Source organism: Streptomyces sp. NPDC046716 (genome assembly GCF_040645755.1).
In the GTDB taxonomy this organism is placed as follows: Bacteria; Actinomycetota; Actinomycetes; order Streptomycetales; family Streptomycetaceae; genus Streptomyces.
Genome location: NZ_JBEYYU010000005.1, coordinates 173037 through 195786 on the forward strand (window position 1 = coordinate 173037; position 22750 = coordinate 195786).

Annotated in this window: 17 protein-coding genes, 1 tRNA gene and 1 pseudogene; 7 read left to right on the forward strand and 12 right to left on the reverse strand. The window is 67.4% G+C overall.

Going from position 1 to position 22750, the window contains the following annotated elements:
* Positions 1 to 29: 29 nt before the first annotated feature.
* From ABZ930_RS05870 to ABZ930_RS05880, 3 genes are all read left to right on the forward strand, one after another.
* Positions 30 to 1247: a protein phosphatase 2C domain-containing protein gene (locus ABZ930_RS05870; protein WP_361542072.1), complete on the forward strand. Its 1218-nt coding sequence runs from the start codon at positions 30 to 32 to the stop codon at positions 1245 to 1247.
* Between the two features lie 58 nt (positions 1248 to 1305).
* Positions 1306 to 2658: a VWA domain-containing protein gene (locus ABZ930_RS05875; RefSeq protein WP_361542075.1), complete on the forward strand. Its 1353-nt coding sequence runs from the start codon at positions 1306 to 1308 to the stop codon at positions 2656 to 2658.
* A gap of 62 nt (positions 2659 to 2720) precedes the next feature.
* Complete coding sequence (locus ABZ930_RS05880; RefSeq protein WP_361542078.1) at positions 2721 to 3863, forward strand: FHA domain-containing protein; 1143 nt, start codon at positions 2721 to 2723, stop codon at positions 3861 to 3863.
* 141 nt (positions 3864 to 4004) lie between these two features.
* Here ABZ930_RS05880 and ABZ930_RS05885 read toward each other — a convergent pair whose 3' ends face one another.
* Complete coding sequence (locus ABZ930_RS05885) at positions 4005 to 5000, reverse strand: methyltransferase domain-containing protein (protein ID WP_361542081.1); 996 nt, start codon at positions 4998 to 5000, stop codon at positions 4005 to 4007.
* Positions 5001 to 5083: 83 nt separating this feature from the next.
* Between ABZ930_RS05885 and ABZ930_RS05890 the strand changes: the two genes are divergently transcribed.
* Entirely contained in the window at positions 5084 to 5488 is a 405-nt protein-coding gene (locus tag ABZ930_RS05890) for a globin (RefSeq protein ID WP_361542083.1), read from the forward strand.
* 154 nt (positions 5489 to 5642) lie between these two features.
* On the opposite strand, the gene ABZ930_RS05895 is transcribed toward ABZ930_RS05890, so the two are convergent.
* The 7 genes from ABZ930_RS05895 to ABZ930_RS05925 form a co-directional block, all read right to left on the reverse strand.
* Entirely contained in the window at positions 5643 to 6332 is a 690-nt protein-coding gene (locus tag ABZ930_RS05895; RefSeq protein WP_361542230.1) for a hypothetical protein, read from the reverse strand.
* Positions 6333 to 6337: 5 nt separating this feature from the next.
* On the reverse strand, positions 6338 to 6754 hold the full coding sequence (locus ABZ930_RS05900) for a thioesterase family protein (protein ID WP_361542086.1): 417 nt from the start codon (positions 6752 to 6754) through the stop codon (positions 6338 to 6340).
* Positions 6754 to 8418: an energy-dependent translational throttle protein EttA gene (ettA, locus tag ABZ930_RS05905; protein WP_361542089.1), complete on the reverse strand. Its 1665-nt coding sequence runs from the start codon at positions 8416 to 8418 to the stop codon at positions 6754 to 6756. Before ettA ends, ABZ930_RS05900 begins: the two co-directional genes overlap by 1 nt.
* A gap of 341 nt (positions 8419 to 8759) precedes the next feature.
* Complete coding sequence (locus ABZ930_RS05910) at positions 8760 to 10187, reverse strand: TQXA domain-containing protein (RefSeq protein WP_361542233.1); 1428 nt, start codon at positions 10185 to 10187, stop codon at positions 8760 to 8762.
* 323 nt (positions 10188 to 10510) lie between these two features.
* A complete protein-coding gene (locus ABZ930_RS05915; protein ID WP_361542092.1) occupies positions 10511 to 10954 on the reverse strand; it encodes a single-stranded DNA-binding protein in 444 nt (147 codons plus the stop codon).
* 140 nt (positions 10955 to 11094) lie between these two features.
* On the reverse strand, positions 11095 to 12942 hold the full coding sequence (locus ABZ930_RS05920; RefSeq protein WP_361542095.1) for a YfjP family GTPase: 1848 nt from the start codon (positions 12940 to 12942) through the stop codon (positions 11095 to 11097).
* A gap of 5 nt (positions 12943 to 12947) precedes the next feature.
* Positions 12948 to 14585, reverse strand: a complete 1638-nt coding sequence (locus ABZ930_RS05925; protein ID WP_361542098.1) for a dynamin family protein — start codon at positions 14583 to 14585, stop codon at positions 12948 to 12950.
* A gap of 388 nt (positions 14586 to 14973) precedes the next feature.
* Between ABZ930_RS05925 and ABZ930_RS05930 the strand changes: the two genes are divergently transcribed.
* Positions 14974 to 15046, forward strand: a tRNA-Arg gene (locus tag ABZ930_RS05930).
* 194 nt (positions 15047 to 15240) lie between these two features.
* On the opposite strand, the gene ABZ930_RS05935 is transcribed toward ABZ930_RS05930, so the two are convergent.
* Positions 15241 to 15465 carry a hypothetical protein gene (locus ABZ930_RS05935; protein WP_361542101.1) on the reverse strand — a complete coding sequence of 75 codons (225 nt, stop codon included), beginning with the start codon at positions 15463 to 15465 and terminating at the stop codon, positions 15241 to 15243.
* On the opposite strand from ABZ930_RS05935, the pseudogene ABZ930_RS05940 reads away from it, so the two are divergent.
* Both ABZ930_RS05940 and ABZ930_RS05945 read left to right on the forward strand, forming a co-directional pair.
* Positions 15389 to 15789, forward strand: a pseudogene (locus ABZ930_RS05940) (NUDIX domain-containing protein). The gene ABZ930_RS05935 and the pseudogene ABZ930_RS05940 overlap by 77 nt on opposite strands.
* Before the next feature lie 440 nt (positions 15790 to 16229).
* Positions 16230 to 17579 carry a hypothetical protein gene (locus tag ABZ930_RS05945; RefSeq protein ID WP_361542103.1) on the forward strand — a complete coding sequence of 450 codons (1350 nt, stop codon included), beginning with the start codon at positions 16230 to 16232 and terminating at the stop codon, positions 17577 to 17579.
* Positions 17580 to 17828: 249 nt separating this feature from the next.
* Here ABZ930_RS05945 and ABZ930_RS05950 read toward each other — a convergent pair whose 3' ends face one another.
* The 3 genes from ABZ930_RS05950 to ABZ930_RS05960 form a co-directional block, all read right to left on the reverse strand.
* Positions 17829 to 19040, reverse strand: coding sequence for a DNA adenine methylase (locus tag ABZ930_RS05950; RefSeq protein ID WP_361542106.1), 1212 nt, complete (start codon positions 19038 to 19040; stop codon positions 17829 to 17831).
* A 41-nt stretch (positions 19041 to 19081) separates the two neighbouring features.
* Complete coding sequence (locus ABZ930_RS05955) at positions 19082 to 19768, reverse strand: hypothetical protein (RefSeq protein WP_361542108.1); 687 nt, start codon at positions 19766 to 19768, stop codon at positions 19082 to 19084.
* A 726-nt stretch (positions 19769 to 20494) separates the two neighbouring features.
* On the reverse strand, positions 20495 to 22495 hold the full coding sequence (locus ABZ930_RS05960; RefSeq protein WP_361542111.1) for a DUF87 domain-containing protein: 2001 nt from the start codon (positions 22493 to 22495) through the stop codon (positions 20495 to 20497).
* Positions 22496 to 22750 lie beyond the last annotated feature (255 nt).

Here is a 22750-nt window from a genome sequence, read left to right on the forward strand (position 1 = left end):
TGATGTCGCAGACGCACCAGTCGACAGCTATGTCAGTGTGTCCCGCTTGTGAGGAGCCGCTCGACGAGAGCGACCGCTTCTGCGGGGCCTGCGGGTACGACCTTTCGTCGGCGCCCCGGGCGTCGGCGCCGGACGACAGCCCGACGCTGACGATGACGCCCGCTCCGGAGGGGTCCGCCGAGTGGCCGGCCGCCCAGGAGCCGGACAGTTCGGACACCCCCGCGCCGGTGCACCAGGCGACCGACCTGGAGGGCATCGAGTCCGGCGGCGGCGCGCCCGATCCGCGGACCGCGACGCCCGAGCAGCTGGAGGCGGCCACGCCGGCGGCCGGCACCAAGGTGTGCGTGGCCTGCCGCGCGGGGCAGGTCGACCCGGACGGCTACTGCGAGAACTGCGGGCACGCCCAGCCGCGCGAACGCGATCACATGGAGCAGGAGTTGGGCGCGGTCGCCGCGGTCAGCGACCGGGGCCTGCGCCACCACCGCAACGAGGACGCGTTCGTGATCTCCTCGGCCGCGCTGCCCGACGGCTCCCCCGCCGTGGTCGCGCTGGTCTGCGACGGGGTGTCGTCCGCGACCCGCCCCGACGACGCCTCGCTCGCCGCGACCCGCGCGGCCAACGAGTCGCTGCACGAGTCCCTGCCGCGCGGAACCCACCCGCAGCAGGCCCTGCACGAGGCGATCCTGATCGCCGCCGAGGCGGTCAACGCGCTGGCGCAGGAGCCCGCGACGGCCCGCGAGCACCAGCCGCACCAGAACGCCCCGGCGTGCACCTTCGTCGGCTCGATCGTCACCCGTGAGCTGCTCGTCGTCGGCTGGGTCGGCGACTCGCGCGCCTACTGGGTGCCCGACGACCGCACCGCGACCGCGGCCCGGCTCACCGAGGACGACTCGTGGGCGGCGCAGATGGTCGCGGCGGGCCTGATGAGCGAGGCGGAGGCGTACGCGGACGAGCGGGCCCACGCGATCACCGGCTGGCTCGGCGCGGACGCGTACGAACTGGAGCCGCACACGGCTTCCTTCAAGCCGGACCGGCCTGGTGTCGTGGTGGTGTGCTCCGACGGCCTGTGGAACTACGCGGAGTCGGCCGAGGAGATGGCCCGGGCCGTGCCCGCCGACGCCGCGGCACGTCCGCTGCACGCGGCACAGGTGCTGACCGGTCACGCCCTCGACGGCGGGGGCCACGACAACGTAACAGTGGCGGTCCTGCCGTTCCCGGGGGCTCGGCAGGGGGCAGGATCGGCCTGAGGCCGGCCCGTGCGTCGCTCAGTGCTCAAGTGATGTTGTCCAGGGGGGACTTGTCATCATGGCCAATTTCTCGAAGCCGACCGTGCCGCAGTTCTCGGTCGAGGTGTACCAGAACGAGTACCTGCCGGAGGGGGGCCGGGAGGTCAACGCGATCGTCACGGTGACCTCCACGGGCGGCGGGACGGTGGGCGGCGCCGTGGGCGCCCCGCACCTGTACAGCCCCGGCGGCACCGTGGACGCCGCGGTCGCGCTGATGGTCGACTGCTCCGGTTCGATGGACTACCCGCCGACCAAGATGCGCGGGGCCCGCGAGGCGTCGGCCGCCGCGATCGACACCCTGCGCGACGGCGTGCACTTCGCGGTGATCGCGGGCACCCACGTCGCCAAGGAGATCTACCCGGGCAACGGGCGGCTCGCCGTCGCCGACGCCACCACCCGCGACCAGGCCAAGCAGGCGCTGCGCAAGCTGTCCGCGGGCGGCGGCACGGCGATCGGCACCTGGCTGCGGCTCGCCGACCGCCTGCTGTACGCGGCGGACTCCTCGGCGTCGATGGTGCGGCACGGCATCCTGCTGACCGACGGGCGCAACGAGCACGAGTCGCCGGAGGACCTGCGGGCGACCCTGGACGCGACGTCCGGCCGCTTCACCTGTGACGCGCGGGGCGTGGGCACCGACTGGGAAGTGAAGGAAGTCACAGGAATCGCCTCGGCGCTGCTCGGCACCGCCGACATCGTCGCCGACCCGGCGCACCTGGCCGACGACTTCACGCAGATGATGGAGACGGCGATGGGCAAGGAGGTCGCGGACGTGAGCCTGCGCCTGTGGACCCCGCTCGGCTCCGAGATCAAGTTCGTGAAGCAAGTGGCGCCCACCGTCGAGGAGTTGACCGAGCGCCGCGCCGAGGCGGGCCCGCGGGCCGGCGACTACCCCACCGGCTCCTGGGGCGACGAGTCCCGCGACTACCACGTCTGCGTGCAGGTCCCGACCGCCGAGCTGGGCCAGGAGATGCTGGCCGCCCGCGTCTCCCTGGTGATCCCGCAGCCGGACGGCTCGGCCCAGAGCCTCTCGCAGGGCCTGGTCCGCGCGGTCTGGACGGACGACATGACGGCTTCCACGTCGATCAACCCGCAGGTCGCCCACTACACGGGCCAGGCGGAACTGGCGCAGGTGATCCAGCAGGGCCTGGACGCGCGCAAGGCGGGCGACGCGGACGGGGCGACGGCGAAGCTGGGCCGTGCGGTGCAGCTCGCGGCGCTCTCCGGAAACGCCGATACGGCGAAACTGCTTTCGAAGGTGGTGGACGTGGTGGACGCCGCGGAAGGTACTGTTCGATTGAAGCCGAAGGTCGCGGAGGCCGACGAGATGACTCTCGAGACCCGCTCCACCAAGACCGTCCGCGTCAAGAAGTAGCCATCCGAGATCACCCATGGCAAGCCCGGGCTTGCACGTGAAGGAGAGGGGGAAGCGCCGACATGCCGACCTGCCCGAACGGACACCAGTCGGGTTCCGACGACTGGTGCGAGGTCTGCGGTCACCGCATGGCCGGTGCCGTACCTCCGCCCCCGCCGCCACCTCCGGCCCCCGGCTACGGCTACCCGCCGCAGCAGCAGGTTCCGCAGGCCCCCCGGGCGCCGGAGCTGTGCCCGCAGTGCCGTACGCCGCGTGAGGGCGGTGCGCCCTTCTGCGAGGAGTGTCGCTGGAACTTCCTCACGAACACGGCGACGTCGTACACCCCCGCGGCGCCGAACCCGCCGCTGCCCACGTCCGGCGGCCCTGGCGGCCCCGGTGGGCCCGGGAACCCGGCGATGCGCTTCCAGCAGCCGCCGCAGGGCCCCGGCCCCGGTCCGGGACAGGGCCCCGGCCCCGGCCCCGGCCAGGACCCGTACGAGTACCAGGGTTCGCGCCCCTCGCAGATGAACCGCCCGGCCGAACCGATTCCGCCGGCCCCGTTCGGGAGCGAGCCCTCGGGCCCGGCCCCGTTCCCGCAGGGTCCCCCGCGGGCGTACCAGCAGCCTCCGGTCCAGCAGCCGCCCAACCCGTCGTTCGGCGGTCCCGGGGGCCCCGGTGGCACGAGCGGTGACGACTGGACGATCTCGCCGCCGTCGTCACCCACCACAGCGCCGGACCAGGGCTACCAGCAGCAGCCCCCGCCGCCGTTCCAGCAGCAGCCCCCTCAGCAGCCGCAGCAGCCGCAGCAGCCGCAGGGCCATGTGACGTGGTCGGCGACGATCGGCCCGGACCGCGACTACTTCCTGGCGATGATGCAGCGCAGCGGCCCCGAGGCGTCGGGCCTGAACCTGCCCGCGTACTCCCCGGAGCAGCAGCGCCCCCTGGTCGGCAACCAGCTCTCGATCGGCCGCCGCCGCCACTCCACGGGCGACACCCCCGACATCGACCTGTCGGTCCCGCCGGAGGACCCCGGGGTCTCGCACCAGCACGCGGTGCTGGTGCAGCAGCCGGACGGCAGCTGGGCGGTCGTCGACCAGAACTCGACGAACGGCACGACGGTCAACGGCGGCGAGGAGCCCATCCAGCCCTTCGTCCCGGTCCCCCTCCAGGACGGCGACCAGGTCCACGTGGGCGCCTGGACGACCATCACGATCCACCGGGGCTGAGAAGCCCCGCGAGGGGCGCGGGGAACTGCGCGAGAAGCGGCCAGACCCGCACTCGACGACGAAGCGCGGGATCGGGGGCTCCGGGGGCGCAGCCCCCGGTTTCGGGACGGGAAGGGGCGGCGGGGGCGACTCTCCCCGGCCCTAACCCCCACCGACCGGCTCCCACCACCCACAAGTCCGCCCCGGCTCATCGAGCCACACCCACTCCCGCCCCCCACTGACGGTCACCCCGAACCGCTCACGGCCGGGCCGCCCCGCCTCCTCCCACCACGCCAGCAGTTCGGAAGCCTCGACCCGCCCCCCGCTCAGGTCCAGCAGGAACCGGAACACATCGTCCCGCGCCACCCGCCGGGGCACCCCGCTGACGGCGCCCCCACGGGGCTCGCTCCCTTCGCCCCGCACCGCGACGAAGTACGCCGGCGTCGGCAGAAACCGCCCCTGGGCGAACTCCGCGTCCCGCACCTCCAGCTTCAGCAGCCCGGTGGCCACCGGCGCCAGGATCAGCGCCCCGCGCCGGCACTGCCCCAGCCACCCCACCGGCACCGCCCGCAACGCGCACGTAGCCATGATCCGGTCGAACGGCGCCCGTTCGGCACACCCGCGCGCCCCGTCCCGGGTGACGACGGCGGGCCGGTACCCCGCGGCGGCGAGATGCGCGCGGGCCGACTCGGTGATCTCCGGATCGAGATCGACGGTGGTGACGGCGTCGTCGCCGAGCCGGTGCGCGAGCAGCGCCGCGTTGTATCCGGTCCCGGCGCCGATCTCCAGCACCCGGTGCCCGTCGCGCACCTCGAGGTCGACCAGCATCTTCGCCATGAGGGACGGCTGGCTGCTGGAGGAGACGAGTTCGCCGTCCCGCAGCCGGGTGGCGAGCGGCTGGTCCGCGTACGCGCCCCGCAGCCACCGCTCGCGCCGCGCGGGGTCGGGGTCCTCGCCCCACAGCCGCTCGTGGCCGCCGGGCGCCCCGACGAAGTAGTACGGCACGAAGAGGTGCCGGGGAACCCGCTCGAAGGCGGCACGCCACCCCGCGTCCCGGTCCCAGACCCCGGTCGCGGCGATCTCGCGCACGAGCCCGGCCCGCGCCCGCCCGGCGGGCAACGCGAGACCGTCCGCTCCGCCGCCGCGCTCCGTACCCATACGACCACTGTGCGGCCCGTGGCCGGAAACGGCGAGGTCCTACGACCCGAGTCCTGGATCTCCGCGTCTGAGACGATGGAGGGGTGACTGAGACCCCGCGCGACACACTCCAGGAGCAGACCTTCTACGAGCAGGTCGGCGGCGAGGAGACCTTCCGCCGCCTCGTGCACCGCTTCTACGAGGGCGTCGCCCAGGACCCGCTGCTCCGCCCCATGTACCCGGAGGAGGACCTGGGCCCGGCCGAGGAGCGCCTCGTCCTGTTCCTGATGCAGTACTGGGGCGGCCCGCGCACGTACAGCGACAACCGCGGCCACCCGCGGCTGCGGATGCGGCACGCCCCGTTCCAGGTGGACCGGGCGGCGCACGACGCGTGGCTGAAGCACATGCGGGACGCGGTCGACGACCTCGGCCTGTCCGAGGAGCACGAGCGGACGCTGTGGAACTACCTGACGTACGCGGCGGCATCGATGGTGAACACGGCGGGCTGAGCCGCGACGGGTTCCCTAGAACGGGCTGAGCCGTCGATCCGGTCCGGAACGCTCAGGCAGGCGTGACGGCAAGACCGCCGAGCCCCGCCGCGACGGGCCGAAGCACGCGGGATGCCCTAGGGGCGGGCTGAGCCGTCGGACCGGTCCGGAACGCTCAGGCAGGCGTGACGGCAAGACCGCCGAGCCCCGATGCGGCGGCCCGCCGGACGGCCACGGATCCGTAGGCGGTACGCAGCCGCAGCCACGCTCCGGCGGCCAGCAGATCCACCGACGCGCCCCGCAGGAATCCGAGCGAGACGGCCGCGTGCGCGACCCGCACCGGCACCGCGGTGCCGTCGCCCACGACGATCTCCCGGGACCAGATGTCCCGCCCGATGTTGTCGAGCGCGGTCCGGGTCCGCGCCTCGGACGCCAACTCCTCGACCCGGCCGCGGAATTCGCCCACGGCGGTCTTCACGAGCCCGCGCAGCTCTTCGGCGGCGGGGAATCCTTCCACGCGCCGCCAGCCGCCCCGCGGGGGCAGCACCCCGGCCCAGGGCGGCCCGGTGACGGCGGCCGGAACCCCAGCCGTCGCGCCGATCTCGTCGACGGAGTCGAGCAGTTCACCGGCGGACACGGTCACGTCGAGCGTGTCGTCGATCCCGTTCTCGTACGGCTTGAGCAGCCGGGCCGTACGGATGGCCAGCACCTCGAAAGACGGCGGCCGCCCGAACACCGCGAGCGCCTGCCCGCCGGACTGCGCCTGCAGCCGGACGGCGGCCGCCTTGTCGTAGTGCAGCAGCCGGCCGAGGAAGGCGGCGAGGTCCGCCGCCTCCCCGGCATCGGCGAAAGACAGCACGGGCACGCTGCTCATGCGGCGAGCGCCCCCGGGTCGCTGTCGTCCCGGTACTCCTGAAGGAACTCCTTCTCCTCGGCGGTGATCCGCCGAGGCCGCTGCGCCTCGAAGTCGAACGGCACGATGACCGTCGAGGCGCGCACGTACACCACGTCCTCGTCCTTGACCTCGTAGGTGAGCGTGAACGAGGCGGCCCGTATCTGGGTCACCCACAGCTCGATGGCCACCGGCGCGTGCCGGTGGACCAACTGCCGCTTGTAGTCGATCTCATGGCGCGCCACGACAGACCCCTGCTGGAAATCCTTGTCCGGCCGGAACAGGAAGTCGATGCGCGCTTCTTCGAGGTACCGAAGAAAGACCACATTGTTGACGTGGCCGTACGCATCCATGTCCGCCCAGCGCAGGGGGCAGGCGTATACGTGGCGAGCCATCAGCCGCGGGTCAGCTTCTTGTAGGTGGCGCGGTGCGGGCGGGCCGCGTCGGCACCGAGGCGCTCGATCTTGTTCTTCTCGTACGACTCGAAGTTGCCCTCGAACCAGAACCACTTGGAGTCACCCTCGTAGGCGAGGATGTGCGTGGCCACTCGGTCCAGGAACCACCGGTCGTGGGAGACGACGACGGCACAGCCGGGGAACTCGAGCAGCGCGTTCTCGAGCGAGCTCAGGGTCTCGACGTCGAGGTCGTTGGTCGGTTCGTCGAGGAGCAGCAGGTTGCCGCCCTGCTTGAGGGTGAGCGCGAGGTTGAGGCGGTTGCGCTCACCGCCGGAGAGCACACCGGCCGGCTTCTGCTGGTCCGGGCCCTTGAAGCCGAAGGCGGACACGTACGCGCGGGAGGGCATCTCGACCTGCCCGACGTTGATGTAGTCGAGCTCGTCGGAGACCACGGCCCAAAGAGTCTTCTTCGGGTCGATGTTCGAGCGGTTCTGGTCGACGTAACTGATCTTGACGGTCTCGCCGACCTTGATCTCGCCGGAGTCCGGCGTCTCCAGGCCCTGGATCATCTTGAAGAGCGTCGTCTTACCGGCACCGTTCGGACCGATGACACCGACGATGCCGTTACGCGGCAGCGTGAACGACAGGTCGTCGATCAGCACCTTCTCGCCGAAGGCCTTGCTGAGCTTGCTGACCTCGACGACGATGCTGCCCAGACGCGGGCCCGGCGGGATCTGGATCTCCTCGAAGTCCAGCTTCCGCATCTTCTCGGCCTCGGCCGCCATCTCCTCGTAGCGCGCGAGACGCGACTTGGACTTGGTCTGCCGCCCCTTGGCGTTGGACCGCACCCACTCGAGCTCTTCCTTGAGCCGCTTCTGGCGCTTCTCGTCCTTCTTGCCCTCGACCTTGAGGCGCTCGGACTTCTTCTCGAGGTAGGTCGAGTAGTTGCCCTCGTAGGGGATCGCGCGACCGCGGTCGAGCTCGAGGATCCACTCGGCGACGTTGTCGAGGAAGTACCGGTCGTGGGTAATGGCCACGACGGTGCCCTTGTACTGGGCCAGGTGCTGCTCCAGCCAGTTCACGGACTCGGCGTCGAGGTGGTTGGTGGGCTCGTCGAGGAGCAGCAGGTCGGGCGCCTCGATGAGCAGCTTGCAGAGCGCGACGCGGCGCTTCTCACCACCGGAGAGGTTGGTGACGGGCCAGTCGCCGGGCGGGCAGCCCAGGGCGTCCATGGCCTGCTCCAGCTGACCGTCGAGGTCCCACGCGTTGGCGTGGTCGAGGTCCTCCTGGAGCTTGCCCATCTCCTCCATGAGCTCGTCCGAGTAGTCGGTGGCCATGAGCTCGGCGACCTCGTTGAAGCGCTTGAGCTTGCCCATGATCTCGGCGGCGCCGTCCTGGACGTTCTCCAGGACGGTCTTCGACTCGTCGAGGATCGGCTCCTGCATGAGGATGCCGACGCTGTAACCGGGCGAGAGGAAGGCGTCGCCGTTGGACGGCTGCTCGAGCCCCGCCATGATCTTCAGGACGGTCGACTTACCGGCACCGTTCGGTCCGACGACGCCGATCTTCGCCCCGGGGTACATGCTCAGGGTGACGTCGTCGAGGATCACCTTGTCGCCGTGCGCCTTGCGCGCCTTGCGCATGGTGTAGATGAACTCAGCCAAGAGAAACCGTCCGGCAGTCGAAGTGTGGTCGCGTAAGGGGCCCGCGTGCGCGGCTCCACCGCGCGAGGGCAGATACATCCCATCTTGCCGCATGGCCAGTGCTGGGCGGAAACCCGTATCGGTCCGTGGCCCTGAACTGCGGGTTCTGTCCGATCACTGGTAGCTGGGCTGTCACTGCCGGTCGCTGTACGTCAGGGTCGGCCGACACCGCACGGCCTCAGACTGGCCCGCGATCAGCCCGCCTGCCCGCACGGCCCACCCGTCTGTTGCCCGAACCGCAAGGCCCCGCACCGACGGCGGGAGCCCCCTCTCCCACCGCTCCCGCTGCCTCTCCCCCGCGCTCACTCGTCCTCGGACGACCCCTCCGCCGGCGTCTTCTTCTTGCGTACGAGGACCAGCGCGGCGCCGCCGACCAGGACCAGCACGATGGCGGTGCCCGCGATCACCGGGGTCGCGTTCGACGCGCCGGTCTCCGCCAGGTCGGTGCCGGGGGTGCCGGTGCCGCCCACCGAGGCGGGGCTGGGCTGGGTCGTGGTCTGGGTGCGCAGCCCGTCGTCGTCGGCGTTGGCCGCGGAGGCCGTCCGGCAGTCGAGGACGCCGCGCAGGCGCTTCTCGAAACCGTGCGGGCCCTTGATCGTGAAGTCGTAGGCCTGGTCCTCCTGCAGCGGTATCGTCACCGTCCGCGTCACCTCGGCCGGGACCGTGTACCGCTTCTCCATCAGCTCGAAGGTGAACGGCTCGTCCCCCTTGTTGGCCACCGTGATGTCGACGCCGCTCTTGTCGCAGTTCTTCTGCGCGGAGAGGGCAGGAACGGCGCCCTGTAGCGCCCAGGTCGCCGTGGCGGTCGCGGAGACCGTGGACTCGCTGGAGCCCGCCAGGATCTGGGTCTGGCTGCGGGTGTCGGAGGTGAAGGCGCGGCCGACCGGCACCGTGGTCGAGGCCTGCACGGTCAGCGCGGCCGAACCCGCGTCGGCGTCCTCGGGTATGTCGAAGTACAGGCGGCTGCCGTCGGCGGCGGACGTGACCGGCTCGCCCTTCTTGTCGACGATCCGCACACCTTCCGCGGCGGCACCGGCGGGCGGCGTCACGCCGACGGCGTCGGCGTCGGTGCGCACCGTGACCGGACCGACCCGCTCGCCCTGGTGCCCGGAGACCGCCTGCGGCGTCAGTGTCAGCGACGCTCTCGGCTCGGCGAGACTCAGCGCGCTGCGCTGCAGATAGCCGGCGAGCTTCTCGGCGGCGGGGCTGACGGCGTCGACGTCGGCCTGGTCCGAGTAGCGCCAGATGGCGACCTGGGTGCCGGCGGCGGCGTCCTGCTCGGTGAGGGTCTTGGTCCCGGCCTTGCGGGCCAGCGCGGCGAGATCGTTGACCTGCGGATACGAGTTCTGCAGAATCCAGCGGATCTTGCCCGCGTCCTTGTTTCCGCCCAGTGAGGTGCTGCTCCAGGGGGTCTCCTGGTAGCGGGCGTCGGTCTGGGTCGGGTTGTGGATGTCGACGCAGTACGTCTGGAGCATGCCGCCGCCGTCGACCGCCATCTGGAACAGGCCGGCGGAGACCTGCTCGTCCTTGCCGTCCTCGTGCACGACGGCCGTTCCGTACGTGTCCATGCCGCTGATGACGGCGCTCGCCCCGCTCTGCTCCGGGGCGCCGTCGACCGCTCGGGCCGGACCCGCTCCGGATATCGCTCCGGCCATCACGAGCCCCGACACCAGGGCCGCCGCGGCGATCCGGACGGTGGACCGCCCGTGCCGTGCGGCCCGCGTGAACACTGAATACACGTAATTCCCTTTCAGGCAGGACGCGTTGAAGCATGGGAGGTGATGTCCCGCCGCCAGAATCAATGCCGACTCGAGTGACTCTGAGCAACCTTGAGCGACCCGGCCGGCTCTTGAGTCCCTCGGAACTTCCAGGGCCTCCGCAGTTCTCGGACGCGCCTTCGAGCCCAGGAACTCCGCCCGCATCCTAAAGAAGTCGACTGTGGCGACTCTTGGAGGTTTCGCCCGGCCGCCGATCCGAATCGGAATCGTTATCCCCGAAACCGTGTGCGAAGTGGGCTTATCCCCATATCCCCGGCGTCGGTCGCTCGCACGCCTCATCCCACCGGCTGCGGCTCGATCTCGAACGACGGCTCGTCCAATGCCTGTTGCGCCGGATGCTCGGCTCCCGCGCCCGGCGCCTTCCGCACCGCCCGCCGGAACGCCGACGTGCCGCGCGAGAGGTCGTGGCCGACCGCGCTCGCCTGGATGTCGGCCGATGTCCAGTGCTGCCCGCCGCGCTCCTCGTCGCGCACCTTCAACCGGCCCTGCACGATGACCGGTTCGCCGATGGTGATCGAGCCCTGCACATTGGCACCCAGCGGGCCATTGGCCCACACCGTGAAGAAGTTGGTGTGCCCGTCCACCCATTCGTTGCGCACCCGGTCGAAGTGGCGCGGCGTCACCGCGAGCCGGAACCGGGAGACCGGTCCCGTCGGCAACTCCCGGTAGACCGGCGTCGTCGCGACATTCCCCACCACCGTCAGCAGCGTCTCGTTCATGGCGTACGCCCTCCCCTGATCGTCTGAAGAACGCCCCGGGCCAGCCGTGTCGACCGGCTGACAAGGGCGGCGGCCCGGGCCTTCCCGAACCGCGATCCCCAGACTGCCCCCGCCCCCGATCTCCCGCTGCCGCCTGTGTCCTACCGGCCGGTTGTGGAAATCCCCGTCACCCGTACGTACTGCTCCCGCACCTCGCGGTACCGCAGCAGCTCCGCGGCCACGGGATCGAGGACCCGCGCCCGCCCGCAGGCCGCCGCGGCGTCCCGCAACCGGCGCTCCGCGTCCTGCCCGTACCGTCGCGCCGGTCCCTTCGCCGCGAACCGGCACGCCCACTCCACGCACGGCCCGCCCACGATGCCGGTCAGCATCATCAGCACGGGAACGCCGAGGTTGGGCGACACGACCCCGATGATCTGGCCCAACAGCCACAGTCCGCCCAGCACCTGAAGGACCGTCATAGACACCTGCGCGAGGACCGCGACCGGCCACCATCCCGGGCGCGGCGGCCGGGTGCCGGCCCCGGGCACCGTTCCGGACGGCCGGGCGCCCGCGTCCGGCCCGCCCGCGGCGACGGCCAGTTCGTCGAGCGCCTGGGGCAGCCCCTCGGCGCCGCGCGTGGCGGCCTCCCGCACGGCCTGGCCCCAGGCCGTGGGCAGTCCGGTCGCCGCGGCGTCGCCGACGGCCCGTACCGCGTGCTCGACCCGCTGGCGCGCCGTGGCCTCCTCGTCGGTGGGCGGCACGGCCGCCGGGACGCTCGTGGTGGCGGCGCGCTGGGCCTCGTACCACCGCCAGAGCCTGAGCCACGGTGTGCCGCAGGCCTTGTTCGCGCCGCGCGCCCAGGCGCGTTCGGCGGCCTGTCCTGCGGCCGCCGCGCCGACCGCCTCGGCGAGCCGGTCGGCGAACTCCTCGCGGGCGGCCTCGCTCAGCCCGGTCTGCCGCCCGGCCGCGTACACCGGGCGCAGCCGCTGCGCCGCGGCGTCCACGTCGGCGCCGATCCGCCGTGCGGCGGCGCGCCGCTCGCCGACGAACTGGTCCAGGGCCTCGCGCAGGTCTCCGACACCGTCCCCGGTCAGCGCGGACAGCGGCAGCACGGTGGCGCCCGGTTCGCCGTGCTCGCCGAGCGCGATGCCGTCCTCGTCGAGGAGGCGCCGCAGGTCGTCCAGGACCTGTTCGGCGGCGTCGCCCGGCAGCCGGTCGACCTGGTTGAGGACGACGAACATCACCTCGGCGTGCCCGGCCATGGGCCGCAGATAGCGCTCGTGCAGCATCGCGTCGGCGTACTTCTCGGGGTCGACGACCCAGATCACGGCGTCCACGAGGGCGAGTACCCGGTCGACCTGTTCGCGGTGCGCGGGCGCGGCCGAGTCGTGGTCGGGCAGGTCGATGAGCACGAGCCCGTCGAGGGCCGTGTCGCCGTGCTGTCCCTGGAGCGGCCTGCGCCGCGAGCGGCCGGGGATGCCGAGCCGGTCGAGCAGCCCCGCCGCGCCGTCGGTCCAACTGCAGGCGATCGGCGCCGAGGTGGTCGGCCGGCGCAGCCCGGTCTCGGACAGCGGCACCCCCGCGAGGGCGTTGAACAGGGTCGACTTCCCGCTGCCCGTGGCCCCGGCCACCGCTACGACGGTGTGCCGCGCGGAGAGCCTGCGCCGCGCGGCGGCCTCGTCGAGCACCCGGCCCGCCTCGGCGAGGGTCGGCCCGTCGAGGCGGGTCCTGGACAGGCCGACGAGTTCGCGCAGCGCGTCGAGACGCTCCTTCAACTGCCCGTCGTCGTGCGTTCCCGGGCCGGCCGGCGGCGCCGTCTCCAGGAGGTCGCCCGCCTGTCCGGCGGCGCGCCGCGCGATCAGCCCGTCGTCCCAGGCGCCGGTCTTGGGGGCCGGGTCGGCTGCCTGGCCGGAAGTCGCGGGCGGCTCGGAGGCCGAGGAGGGCTTGAGAGGTTCTCCGCTGTGAGGCTGTTCGGAGTACTCGGTTTCGTGATCCGTGACGGCGGTCACCGCCCTCACCTCTCCTTCTGCAGCAGCGAAAGGGCCGCGATCAGTTCGGCCTGGGATTCCGGGGTGACGCCGAGCCCGTCGAGCGGCGTGAGCCTGCGTTCGCGCTCCGCGCCGAGCACGGTGTCCAGGTACTCGCCGAGCAGCCGCCCACCGCGGTCGCGCAGCTTCAGGGCGCCCTGCGCGCCGATGCGCTCGGCGAGGTGCTCGCCCGCGGCCCTGGCCCGCCTGCCGCCGAGCAGCGCGGTGGCGACGAGCGCGGCGACGACCTCGGGCTCGGGCGGTGCGACGCCTTGCAGGTCGCCGACGGCCCGCACCTCCTCCTCCGCGTACTCCTCGAGGACCCGCCGCCACCGTCGTACGGCCATCCCGATGCGGTGCTCGGCACCTTCCAGCTCGGGGTCCCGGCCGGCGAGTTCGGGAGCGGCGCCGCCCGGTTCGCGTCGCCACGCTTCGTCGACGGACTGGTCGGCGGCGCTGACGGCGCACAAAAGAAGAGCGCTGAGACTCTCCACGAGCGCGTCGAGGAGTTCACCGGCCGAGCAGTCCAGCGGATAGCTCCGCCACCGCTTGAGAGCGTCGCCCGCGAGCACGCCGCCTCCCTGCAAACGCCTCCGTACGCGCGCGTGCTCGTTCTCGTACGCGTCCTCGACGGCGGTGGTGAGCCGTACGGCGGCCGAGTGCTGGGCGGCGACGGCGGCGGCCAGCTCCGGCATACGGGCCCGGAGCGAGTCGAGCACGCCGCGTGCCGTACGGGTCACGGCGATGGCCCGGGCGTCGGGGTCCTGGGCCCGGTGGGTGAGCCAGGCCCGCAGGGGTGCCACGGCGGTGGCGGGGAGCAGTCCGCCGTTCCCGGTGGACTCGGGCAGTTCGGGAACGGTGAAGCGCGGCACGTCGCCGAGCCCGGCCTTGGCGAGCAGGGCCCCGTACTGCCGCGACACCTCGGCGACCACCTGGTGCGGTACGCGGTCGAGCACGGTCACCAGGCTGGCGTCGTACTCCTTCGCGGTGCGCAGCAGGTGCCACGGCACGGCGTCGGCGTACCGGGAGGCGGTGGTGACCATGATCCAGACGTCGGCGGCGCTGACGAGCCGGGCCGCGAGCAGCCGGTTCTCGTCGACGAGGGAGTCGACGTCGGGCGCGTCGAGCAGGGCGAGCCCCTGCGGCAGGCTGCCCGCCGTCTCGACCCTGAGCACCTGCTCCCCGTCCTCCAGTACGGGGTCGAGCGCGTCGTCGTCGGCGTCCGCGGCCTCGTCGTCGGCCTGGCGGGGCACCCACACGCGCGTGAGGTCGGGCAGTACCCGCATCCCGGAGAACCAGTGGTGGTCGTCCGGGTGACAGACGAGCACGGGCGTCCGGGTCGTCGGCCGCAGCACACCGGCCTCGCTCACCACACGCCCTACGAGTGAATTCACCAAAGTGGACTTGCCGGCACCGGTCGACCCGCCGATCACGGCGAGCAGCGGCGCTTCGGGAGCGCGCAGCCGGGGCACCAAGTAGTCGTCGAGCTGTGCGAGCAACTCGTTCCTGTTGGCACGCGCGCGTGGCGCCCCCGCGAGGGGAAGCGGGAAGCGCGCGGCGGCGACACGGTCGCGCAGCGCGGTAAGTGCGTCGAGCAGCTGAGGCCGTACGTCCAAGGTCACCACATGCGAAGAATGCCCAATTTTGGCTGCTTTCTGAAGCATATGAGTGCACCTGCGCGCCGATAACACGCCAGAACACACCAGGAGGCCCAGCGGGAACCTCCGACAGCACCACATAAGGCGCGCCATACGCCACAGGAAGCACACAGCGGGACGGAAGGGTAGACAGGGGGCGCAGGCATAACGAGTGCACAACACCCGTGGCTGGAGTCGCCAAAAGCGATGCAGGATTCGCACCTACCTGCGATTATCAGGATCGCTTCACTGAACCTCCACATCGAGTCACGGAGGCGAAGCAGCAAGGACTGGGACTCGGGAGCCCTATCCTTGTCCCCGGCAAGGTCATGGATCACCCCCACATCCATCCGACCAAGCCACTGGCCACACACCGGCCCCCGTAGCTCAGTGGATAGAGCAGGCGCCTTCTAAGCGCTTGGCCGCAGGTTCGAGTCCTGCCGGGGGCGCCTCTCTGAGGCCCTACTTCGGTGGGGCCTTTCTGCTGGTCAGGCGCTATCTATGTACGCACGCAGAAGCCCCGGCCACTCCCCCGCCGATCATGGGGTGGGTCCGGGGGGGGCTGTCCGGCTGATACCGGGTTCTTGCGGGTCGCTGTGTCGAATACGTGTCGAAGTTTCCGGCGGCGGGGGCAGTCGGTAGGTCAGTCGGACTCGGGCAGGTCTTCGAGATCCCCAGCCGCTTCGAGCCGCCTCTTCAGGTCCGGCAGCTGGCCGTCGACGCATCGGGCGTAGATCGCGAGCAGCACGGGGACGCTGTTGCCCGCCCAGTCCGCCACCTGAGCGGGTGGGATCCCGTCGTTGAGCCACTTGGTCAGGCGGGTGTGCCGAGGGTCGTACACGCGCTTGCCCGTGGGTGACTCGAACACATGCGGAGCCCGAGCCCAAAGAGACCCCGAGGCGGGCGTACGCCGTGAGGTCCGGGAAGATACAGGCGTTCACGTCGAGGTGGACGAGTCGACTGGGTGTACAAGAACACGACCCGAGGAGCCGTCGCCCTGATCTTCCGCGGCAAGCCCGCGGGCGGCATGGAGCAAACATCGAGCGATTGCAGGGCAGTTGATTGGCTGACGCGCGACGAGGTCACGCAGTACATGGCCGAGGTTTACTCGATCCGACCCCTGAGAGCCCTCGATTGGGCCGGCCCTCACGTGCGGAGCCATAACGGCCAGCACCTGACACCAGCGCGATAGAACTTTCCCTACTTCATCAAGGCCCGCGCACGGCGCGGGCGCGCGCCGCCTTTGCGGCGCGGCCTGCCTCCTGTCTGCGCCCCGGCTGGCCACGCCCGGCGGCGCGCTGCGTGCATGCGGGCGAGGTCAGGAAACACCCTCTATGGCTGGGGCGGTCGGCTCCACGGCTTAGGCAGCCACTTTGGGGCGAGCCTCTAAGATCATGGCCCAACGTCGTGCTTTAACGGGCAGGTCCACAGACTGCCTGACTCGCCATCAGCTTAACGGGCCATGATCACTCGCCCCAAAGCAGCTCCAGCCCAAAGCCGCTACGCCGACCTGACTTTTCAGCCAGTGGCCGGTATGCGTCCATCTAGTACCGAACCCGACATACGACGTATGATCGGCTCTTCGAAAAAATGTGGTGCGGCACGAGGGGGCGGCCTAGGACCATGAGCGGCATGAAACAAGCAAGCATGCACATCGCATCGTTGACGCTCGACGACAACAACCCTCGGCACGCAAAACAAACGGCCAGCGACACAGAATCAATCGCCACTCTCCTCGAAAAAGGGCCCGATAAACTCCTCCGGCTTGCCAGGGACATTATCCAGCACGGGGTAAATCCCACAGAGCTGGTAGTCGTGATGGTCGACGACGATCGCAATGTCGTACTCGAAGGGAACCGGAGGGTCGCAGCCCTCAAATTGCTACACAATCCCAAGCTCGCTCCTACCGAAAAGCTGCAGAGACAGATCGCCGCGATCGCCAAGAGGGGCGAAGCTCCACGGAGAGTTGTCTGTGTTGTTGCCGAGAGCAGACTCCAGGCTGAACACTGGATCAAAATTCGGCACACCGGAGAGAACGGCGGGATTGGCGTTGTCCGATGGAGCACCAGTGAAGCAAGCCGGTTCGGCGGAAGGTCAACACCGACAGAGAAGGCGCGGCTTTTCACCGATGCCGTGGGCGACTGGTTTTCAGATAACCTGGAGCTTCAGCAAAATATTCAGGCGGTACGGGAAGGAAGAATCACAAACCTTGGCCGGATGATCGCCGATCCGACCGTACGGAGTCGGCTCGGCATCTCTTTCGACGGCGACGTCGTGCTCAGCAACTTCCCGAAAGAGAAGATCTACCAGATCCTTATCCGGCTTTTCGCGGACTTCGCGGGCCCCGTTTCCGTCGACCAGATCAAAACCAAGCGGCTACGGGAAAAATATCTCGAACATATCGAAGAGCTCCTGCCGAAATTGTCCGACCGGCTCGATGAGCCCGAAAAGTACTCCAAATTCTCCAACGGTGATGCCCCATCCCAAGGAAATGGTCCGGAAGGGAAAGCCGTAACAGAGGAGAAGAAGCCGCGGCGCAAGCGGCTTGACTTCGAAAAAAGACTCTTCCAAAGTGTAACTCTCAAACATGCGAGTCTGCGCACGTCCGAGGTACTCGAAGAAGCAAAGAAAATCAGCATCGACGATACACCAAACATCGCTGCGATCATGGTTCGCGCTGTCGTTGACATCGTAGCAACAGACGTCGCTTCCCAGCTTGGCTGGAAGCGGAACCAGGACACACTGAAGGGCAGAATTGCCGCCGTCTTGAATCAGGTAGATCCCGGGAAAATCGATCCTAACCTGGCTGACGCGTGGAGGCTCTCACAGGAGGACGACGGAGCTCTCGTCCTCAAGACTCTGCACTCTTTCGTCCACTCATGGCAGAGCCACCCGTTGACTGTGGACGTGCGGAAATTGAGCCGGGCATACTCTCCGCTCCTATTGAAGGTCGACGACTTGCTTGAAAAGAAGAGAAACTGAGTCAGGCAAATCCGCCACGTCACGCCGGCGGAAAATCACGATGGCCACTGTTCGTCTGCCACGCATTCGCACGAAAACGCCCGCACTCCCCTCAATAGGCCGAATCGTCGGCAGGGAGTGCGGGCGTTTGTCGTCTACTCGACACCCGCAGAGTGGACGCCCGCACTTTCAGGAGTGCGCCAAATCGAACCGTCGAAATATGTGACACCCTGGGCAGTGCGAGGCAGCTCTATTGGTGTAGATCGCGCGCTACTGGAGCATACGAAGCTGATCGTCCACTGGCACCGTAGACGGCGGCAGGGTCGTAATGAGGAGCTCGTCAGCCGCACGCTTTCCTACCTTGCCAGCAGCCGAATAACGCGTGCCCACCAGTCGCTTAGTAATTCGCCAGCTGCGCACCCCGAGGTGCTCGCGGTCGGATTCCGACGGATTCATTCGGTCGCGCGAATACAACCAAGGACTCTCAGTAAGTGATGGGTGGTTATCATAGCTCAAAAGCCATCTAAACTGCGCCTTAGTCCTCAGGTAGTGAGCCAGACTAAGATGCAGGAATTCTGTGCTCTTTCCTGAACCCTCGTCCGCTTGACCGCCGTATCCGCCCCGGGGATCGAAGGAAGTCCGATACAGCATGGACGACTTATCAATATACGGTGGATCGAGGTAGGCAATCACCCGCGATGGAAGGAGTTGCGGATACCGCTCTGGCACGTCTTCAAGTGTGCGCCTCCAGTCTTTCCTCCAGACATCGACAAGGCGTCCGACGTCGTACAGATGACCGACGTACCTAATGCGTTCCGCAAGGGCTTCAGGATTCCACCGGCACCCTATGGGATAATCACTTGCCTGCGCACGACCCCCAATAGGGCCAGCTTTTCCGTGCAAGATTCCCGAGAAAGTAGTTCGATTAAGGAAGAGGCACTGCATTGCAGCGGATAGGCGACGATCACGCGGCGCTACATGGGCCGGCGGACTCCAGCGTCTCCAGTGGTCCCAGCGCTCGACAGCTACACTCCCCCCGCGGCGCACGAAACAGTTCCACTCGTCGTGCATACGGTCGACAAGTCGCTCTGTATCCTCCGCAGCGACCTGCCAGAAGGCTGTGACTAGCGGATCAGCGTCTGCGAGCAAAATTCGGTCGACACTGCCATCACCGATCATCCTCAGTGACGCAGAAGCTCCACCAGCGAAGGGCTCCACGAGCAGATTGACATCGGGGACCTCGCGCGACTGCTTCGCTCCTGTGATCACCCGCGAGATCACAGGAGCAAGTGCCGACTTGGCCCCTGGGTAGCGTAGAGGGGATTGGTAGCGCCCACGAGCCAGGTCATGGGCCACAGTGGCCAAACCTGGTGCGATCGCCTTTTCATGAGCGTTGATCGTGTCGCCAGTCCCCAGGAGCGCAGCAGTTCGGGCCAGCTCATCGGTTGCAGTGGCCGCGATCGGCTCCGTCAGGGTAGACATGCTCGTATTCTGCCTGACAGAGCCTTCACTTGACACGCCGCCTACCTCTTGAAGTAGGTCGGTGGCTGCACTGCCTGGATGTCAAGCTTGAGCCCCGTAATGTTCTGCTGAGCCATCATAGTGAGGACGGAACGGCCAACTCCGAGCGGGAGTGCCGCCGCGGAGTGCGCCAACGCCACGGGAATCACTGCATGTTGGTACATACGGGTACGCAATGAATCCAAGACTTCGCAGATCAGACGGAGCGTTGGAAAGGCAGACCAACCCTCGACGTCGCTGCTGCCGTCGTAGGGGCTCAGGCCCGGTGCTGCCGGCACCGTAATCACGAGAGGGTCGCCAGCCTGCGTGCGGTAAATGAACCTTCGCCCGTAGAACTCATCCTCTCCGTACCGGTTACTCTCCGACCGTCCGGAGATTCGGTTTATATAGCCGTTCGTTAGGCGCATCACGTGCCCGATAGGAATCCAGTCACTGATCTGTTCTGCATGTTCGACGAACGCCCCGCTTTTCTCGATACCCACCATAAGCGGCGCGACTATTTCCCGATCGGCGCACCAGCCAGCGAGATCTCCCAAATGCTCCACAAAGCGGCGCCTGAGCGGGCCCAGCGGACCATGCAAGGCTAGAGGGCCGTCGGTAACGAAAAGCGTATGCCGAAGCACCTCAGGAGCCGAGTCAGCGAAAAAATTAAGGTAACACAGAGTCATCAGCCGCTCGGCTGCGCTCATTACACGTCCCAAGGGCGTGAAATTAGATCCTTCAACGTTATACTCATCGTGCGTTCGAAGAGCATCGCTCAGATAAAGGACACCACCACATGACGGGCAATTTCCGCCGCTCACACTGACAGTGAGTGATGCTCCTTCTGGTGCTTTGCGGCCACAGTTGGGGCAAACTCGAAGAGGAATTTCCGACGGACGAGCATTACGGGTTCCATGCAATGCCAGAAGTCCGTCAGCCAAAGTCATTGTCGTACTGGAATCGAATCGCGAGCTCAGCAGAAAAGTGTTGAGCTCGCTCCTCCACGTGTCGACTCCAGTCATTCCCGGCCGTACGAGTTGGGATCCTGGCAACGCCACATCGAAGGCGTACTCCGTTTGTGACCTTCGAACGGCGCGTGGGTCTATGTAGCGTTTAGCAGACAGGGCGCGAAATGTGTCGAGCTGTACCATAGAACCAGCTACCCTCAAGTAGCCAATCTTTACCGTCGGATGGTCACGCGTGGCCTCAACCTCAGTGTCTGATCCATCTACAGTGATCGAAAAGTCCACATCTCCCGGATCTCCCACGCGAGGCAAATCTTCCAGAGAGATGCAAAGACCTTCTATTTCATCCTTACTGTTGGGTCGAGAACTCGTTATCTGCCACCGTTGCAGAGCAGCCTTCACTGCCTCATTGCGAACAGTGTCCACGTGGCCGAGGCGAGAGGCCTTCTCCCCGGGATAGGGCATGATTCACCCGTCGCTTTCTGCGGGGGAAATGATTTCGAGTCCAGCGGCCCTGCGAGCTTCATTAACCATTGAATGATCGAACTTGGCGATCTGCGCTGGGACAATGTACTTCCCTGAGTAAGTTTTCATGCGCACGAAGCCGACGTCTTCTGCACGAATGATACTCGGAGCCCAAACCTTGAAATCATAGTAGTGCGAAAGTTCACGAGTTTCGTGGTCGGAGTTCAGGTGCGCCACTAGCCAGTTGGAGGTATTAGACAAGATTCGCTTGTCGACAGACGTAACCTCCTGAGTAGCATAGATGAGGCCCATCTTATATTTTGCCGCTTCCTTCGAAAGCCGCACCCAAGGGTCATCTGCTACGTCGCGCCCCCCGCGCTCAAACAGGTTGTGAGCTTCCTCGACAACGATCTGCATCTCCAGCGGGTCCATGTCCTCCCGGAATCGCTCGCCCGCTTTGTTAAGCAGATGCGTGACGATTCTCTCAGACATGACTTTGGCGACAAGCTCGTTTCCGCTTGAGAGGTCAACAATTGATAGTCGGCCAGCGATCATGTCCTGCCAGAGGAGATCGGCCACGTCTCCTGCCGATTCCGGCCCGTGAAATGGCCTGATCGTCCTGATAGCTGACGTCACGCCGGTGTACTCGTAGACGCCAAAGATGTCAGGGAATCGCGAATTCTCGTCGTGCCACTTCTCGAAGTCGCCAGCTCGCTTACCTACCCAATTCGCTAGAGTCAGGGCGGCAGCCGGCGAATTAATGGCGTACTTACCTCGACCAGCCTGCGCAATTTGCGCATCCGGGTTCTCTTTCAGGAAGGCTTCGGCCTTATCCTGAGCCAGGGCAATCCTAAGCGTGGGGAAGCGTGTAGCCGTGAAGCCACATTTGGCGAGCAGTCCGTAGAAGGCTACCAGTGCCCAACCCCATCGGTTGTGGGCACTAAAGTCTTGGCGATCTGGTTCGGTCAAGTCCGCCGAGCGGAAGCTTTTAGCATAGTTAGTATTAACCTGCGCAGTCGCATCGCTCACGAGGCTCCACGCGGCTTCCAGGACGTCGCGATCGTAGAAGTTCAGTCGGAGAGTCTTCTCCCGGGAGTCTGCAGGGTCGGGCACGACCTTGTAGATCCTCACTGTCTCATCGTTATCGCCCAACAAGCGGAGACCTGTACCGTCCTGCCGGTTAACATTGGCATACTCGCCTTGCGGGTCGAAGATCAATTGCCCTATGGACCGATGATGTTCCGACGCATACCGGTGCACTGCCGTCACGAGCGTCTTGATGGTGTTGGACTTACCGGTCCTCGTCATGCCAAAGACTGCGGTTTTGCGGCCTACGAAGTCTGAAACGTCGATACGCACATCTGCCTGATCGGTTCTTGCTATCAGCGCCTTGCGGCGCGTCGCAGCGAAGCGCACCTTTCCGATGGCAAGAGAATCGCGCTCATCCGCAGCAGCCGGGTACGAGGCTAGCCACGACAAGACATCAGTCGACGGCAAGAAGACCTGATAGCGAGCAGAGACGACAACATTGTCGATGTCGGCGCCGTACTGAACTCGCGCATCTCGCGCGTCATTTTCCGTGTAGAAGGTTCCCAAGACTTCGCAGTCGAAGGCCGACTGCTGGAGCTCGTTCCGGGTCAGAACGTCAGTCACATCATCAAAGTCAACACCCGAGGCGCCAGCATCACGGACGACAGCAAGTCGAGTTTGGATGAGCTCAGACTCGTTAGGGAGGGGCGCTGTCCCCCGAACGCGCAGCAAGATGATCTCTTGATCCTCAAGGATAAAACCTGCCTCCGTGCTGTCACCAGCTACTGCCAGCAGGAAACCGCCTCGGGGAACCCCGCCGGCCGTCTGCTTCTTAAAATCGTCTGTGAGGACAACGGCTGAGTCGTAGTCGAGTCGGAAGATGCCGCCCACCGGCTTACAACCCTGGTTAATCAGTGCTGTGAGAGGCTTCCTGAGCTCCGTCGAGTGCTGAATCGTAGCCGCGATCCCTGTCACGCGGTCCCTCCCTGATCCCCCGCGCACGAGCGCGATGCTGTGTCTGATGTCCCCCGCCAGCGCTACAGACCACACTGCCGCCTGGGGACAGTCAGTTTCGGCCTCAGTGACTATGTATGTGGCAACTTCACTTCATCTGGCCGAAACTGATCGCATGGCCTGAAGTGCACCTCTGTCGGCGGCTGTGGTTAGCGGGACCAGGAGACGGCTTCCTGTCCAGAGGGCATTCCGGTGCCAGACAGCAGCGGCGGAGGG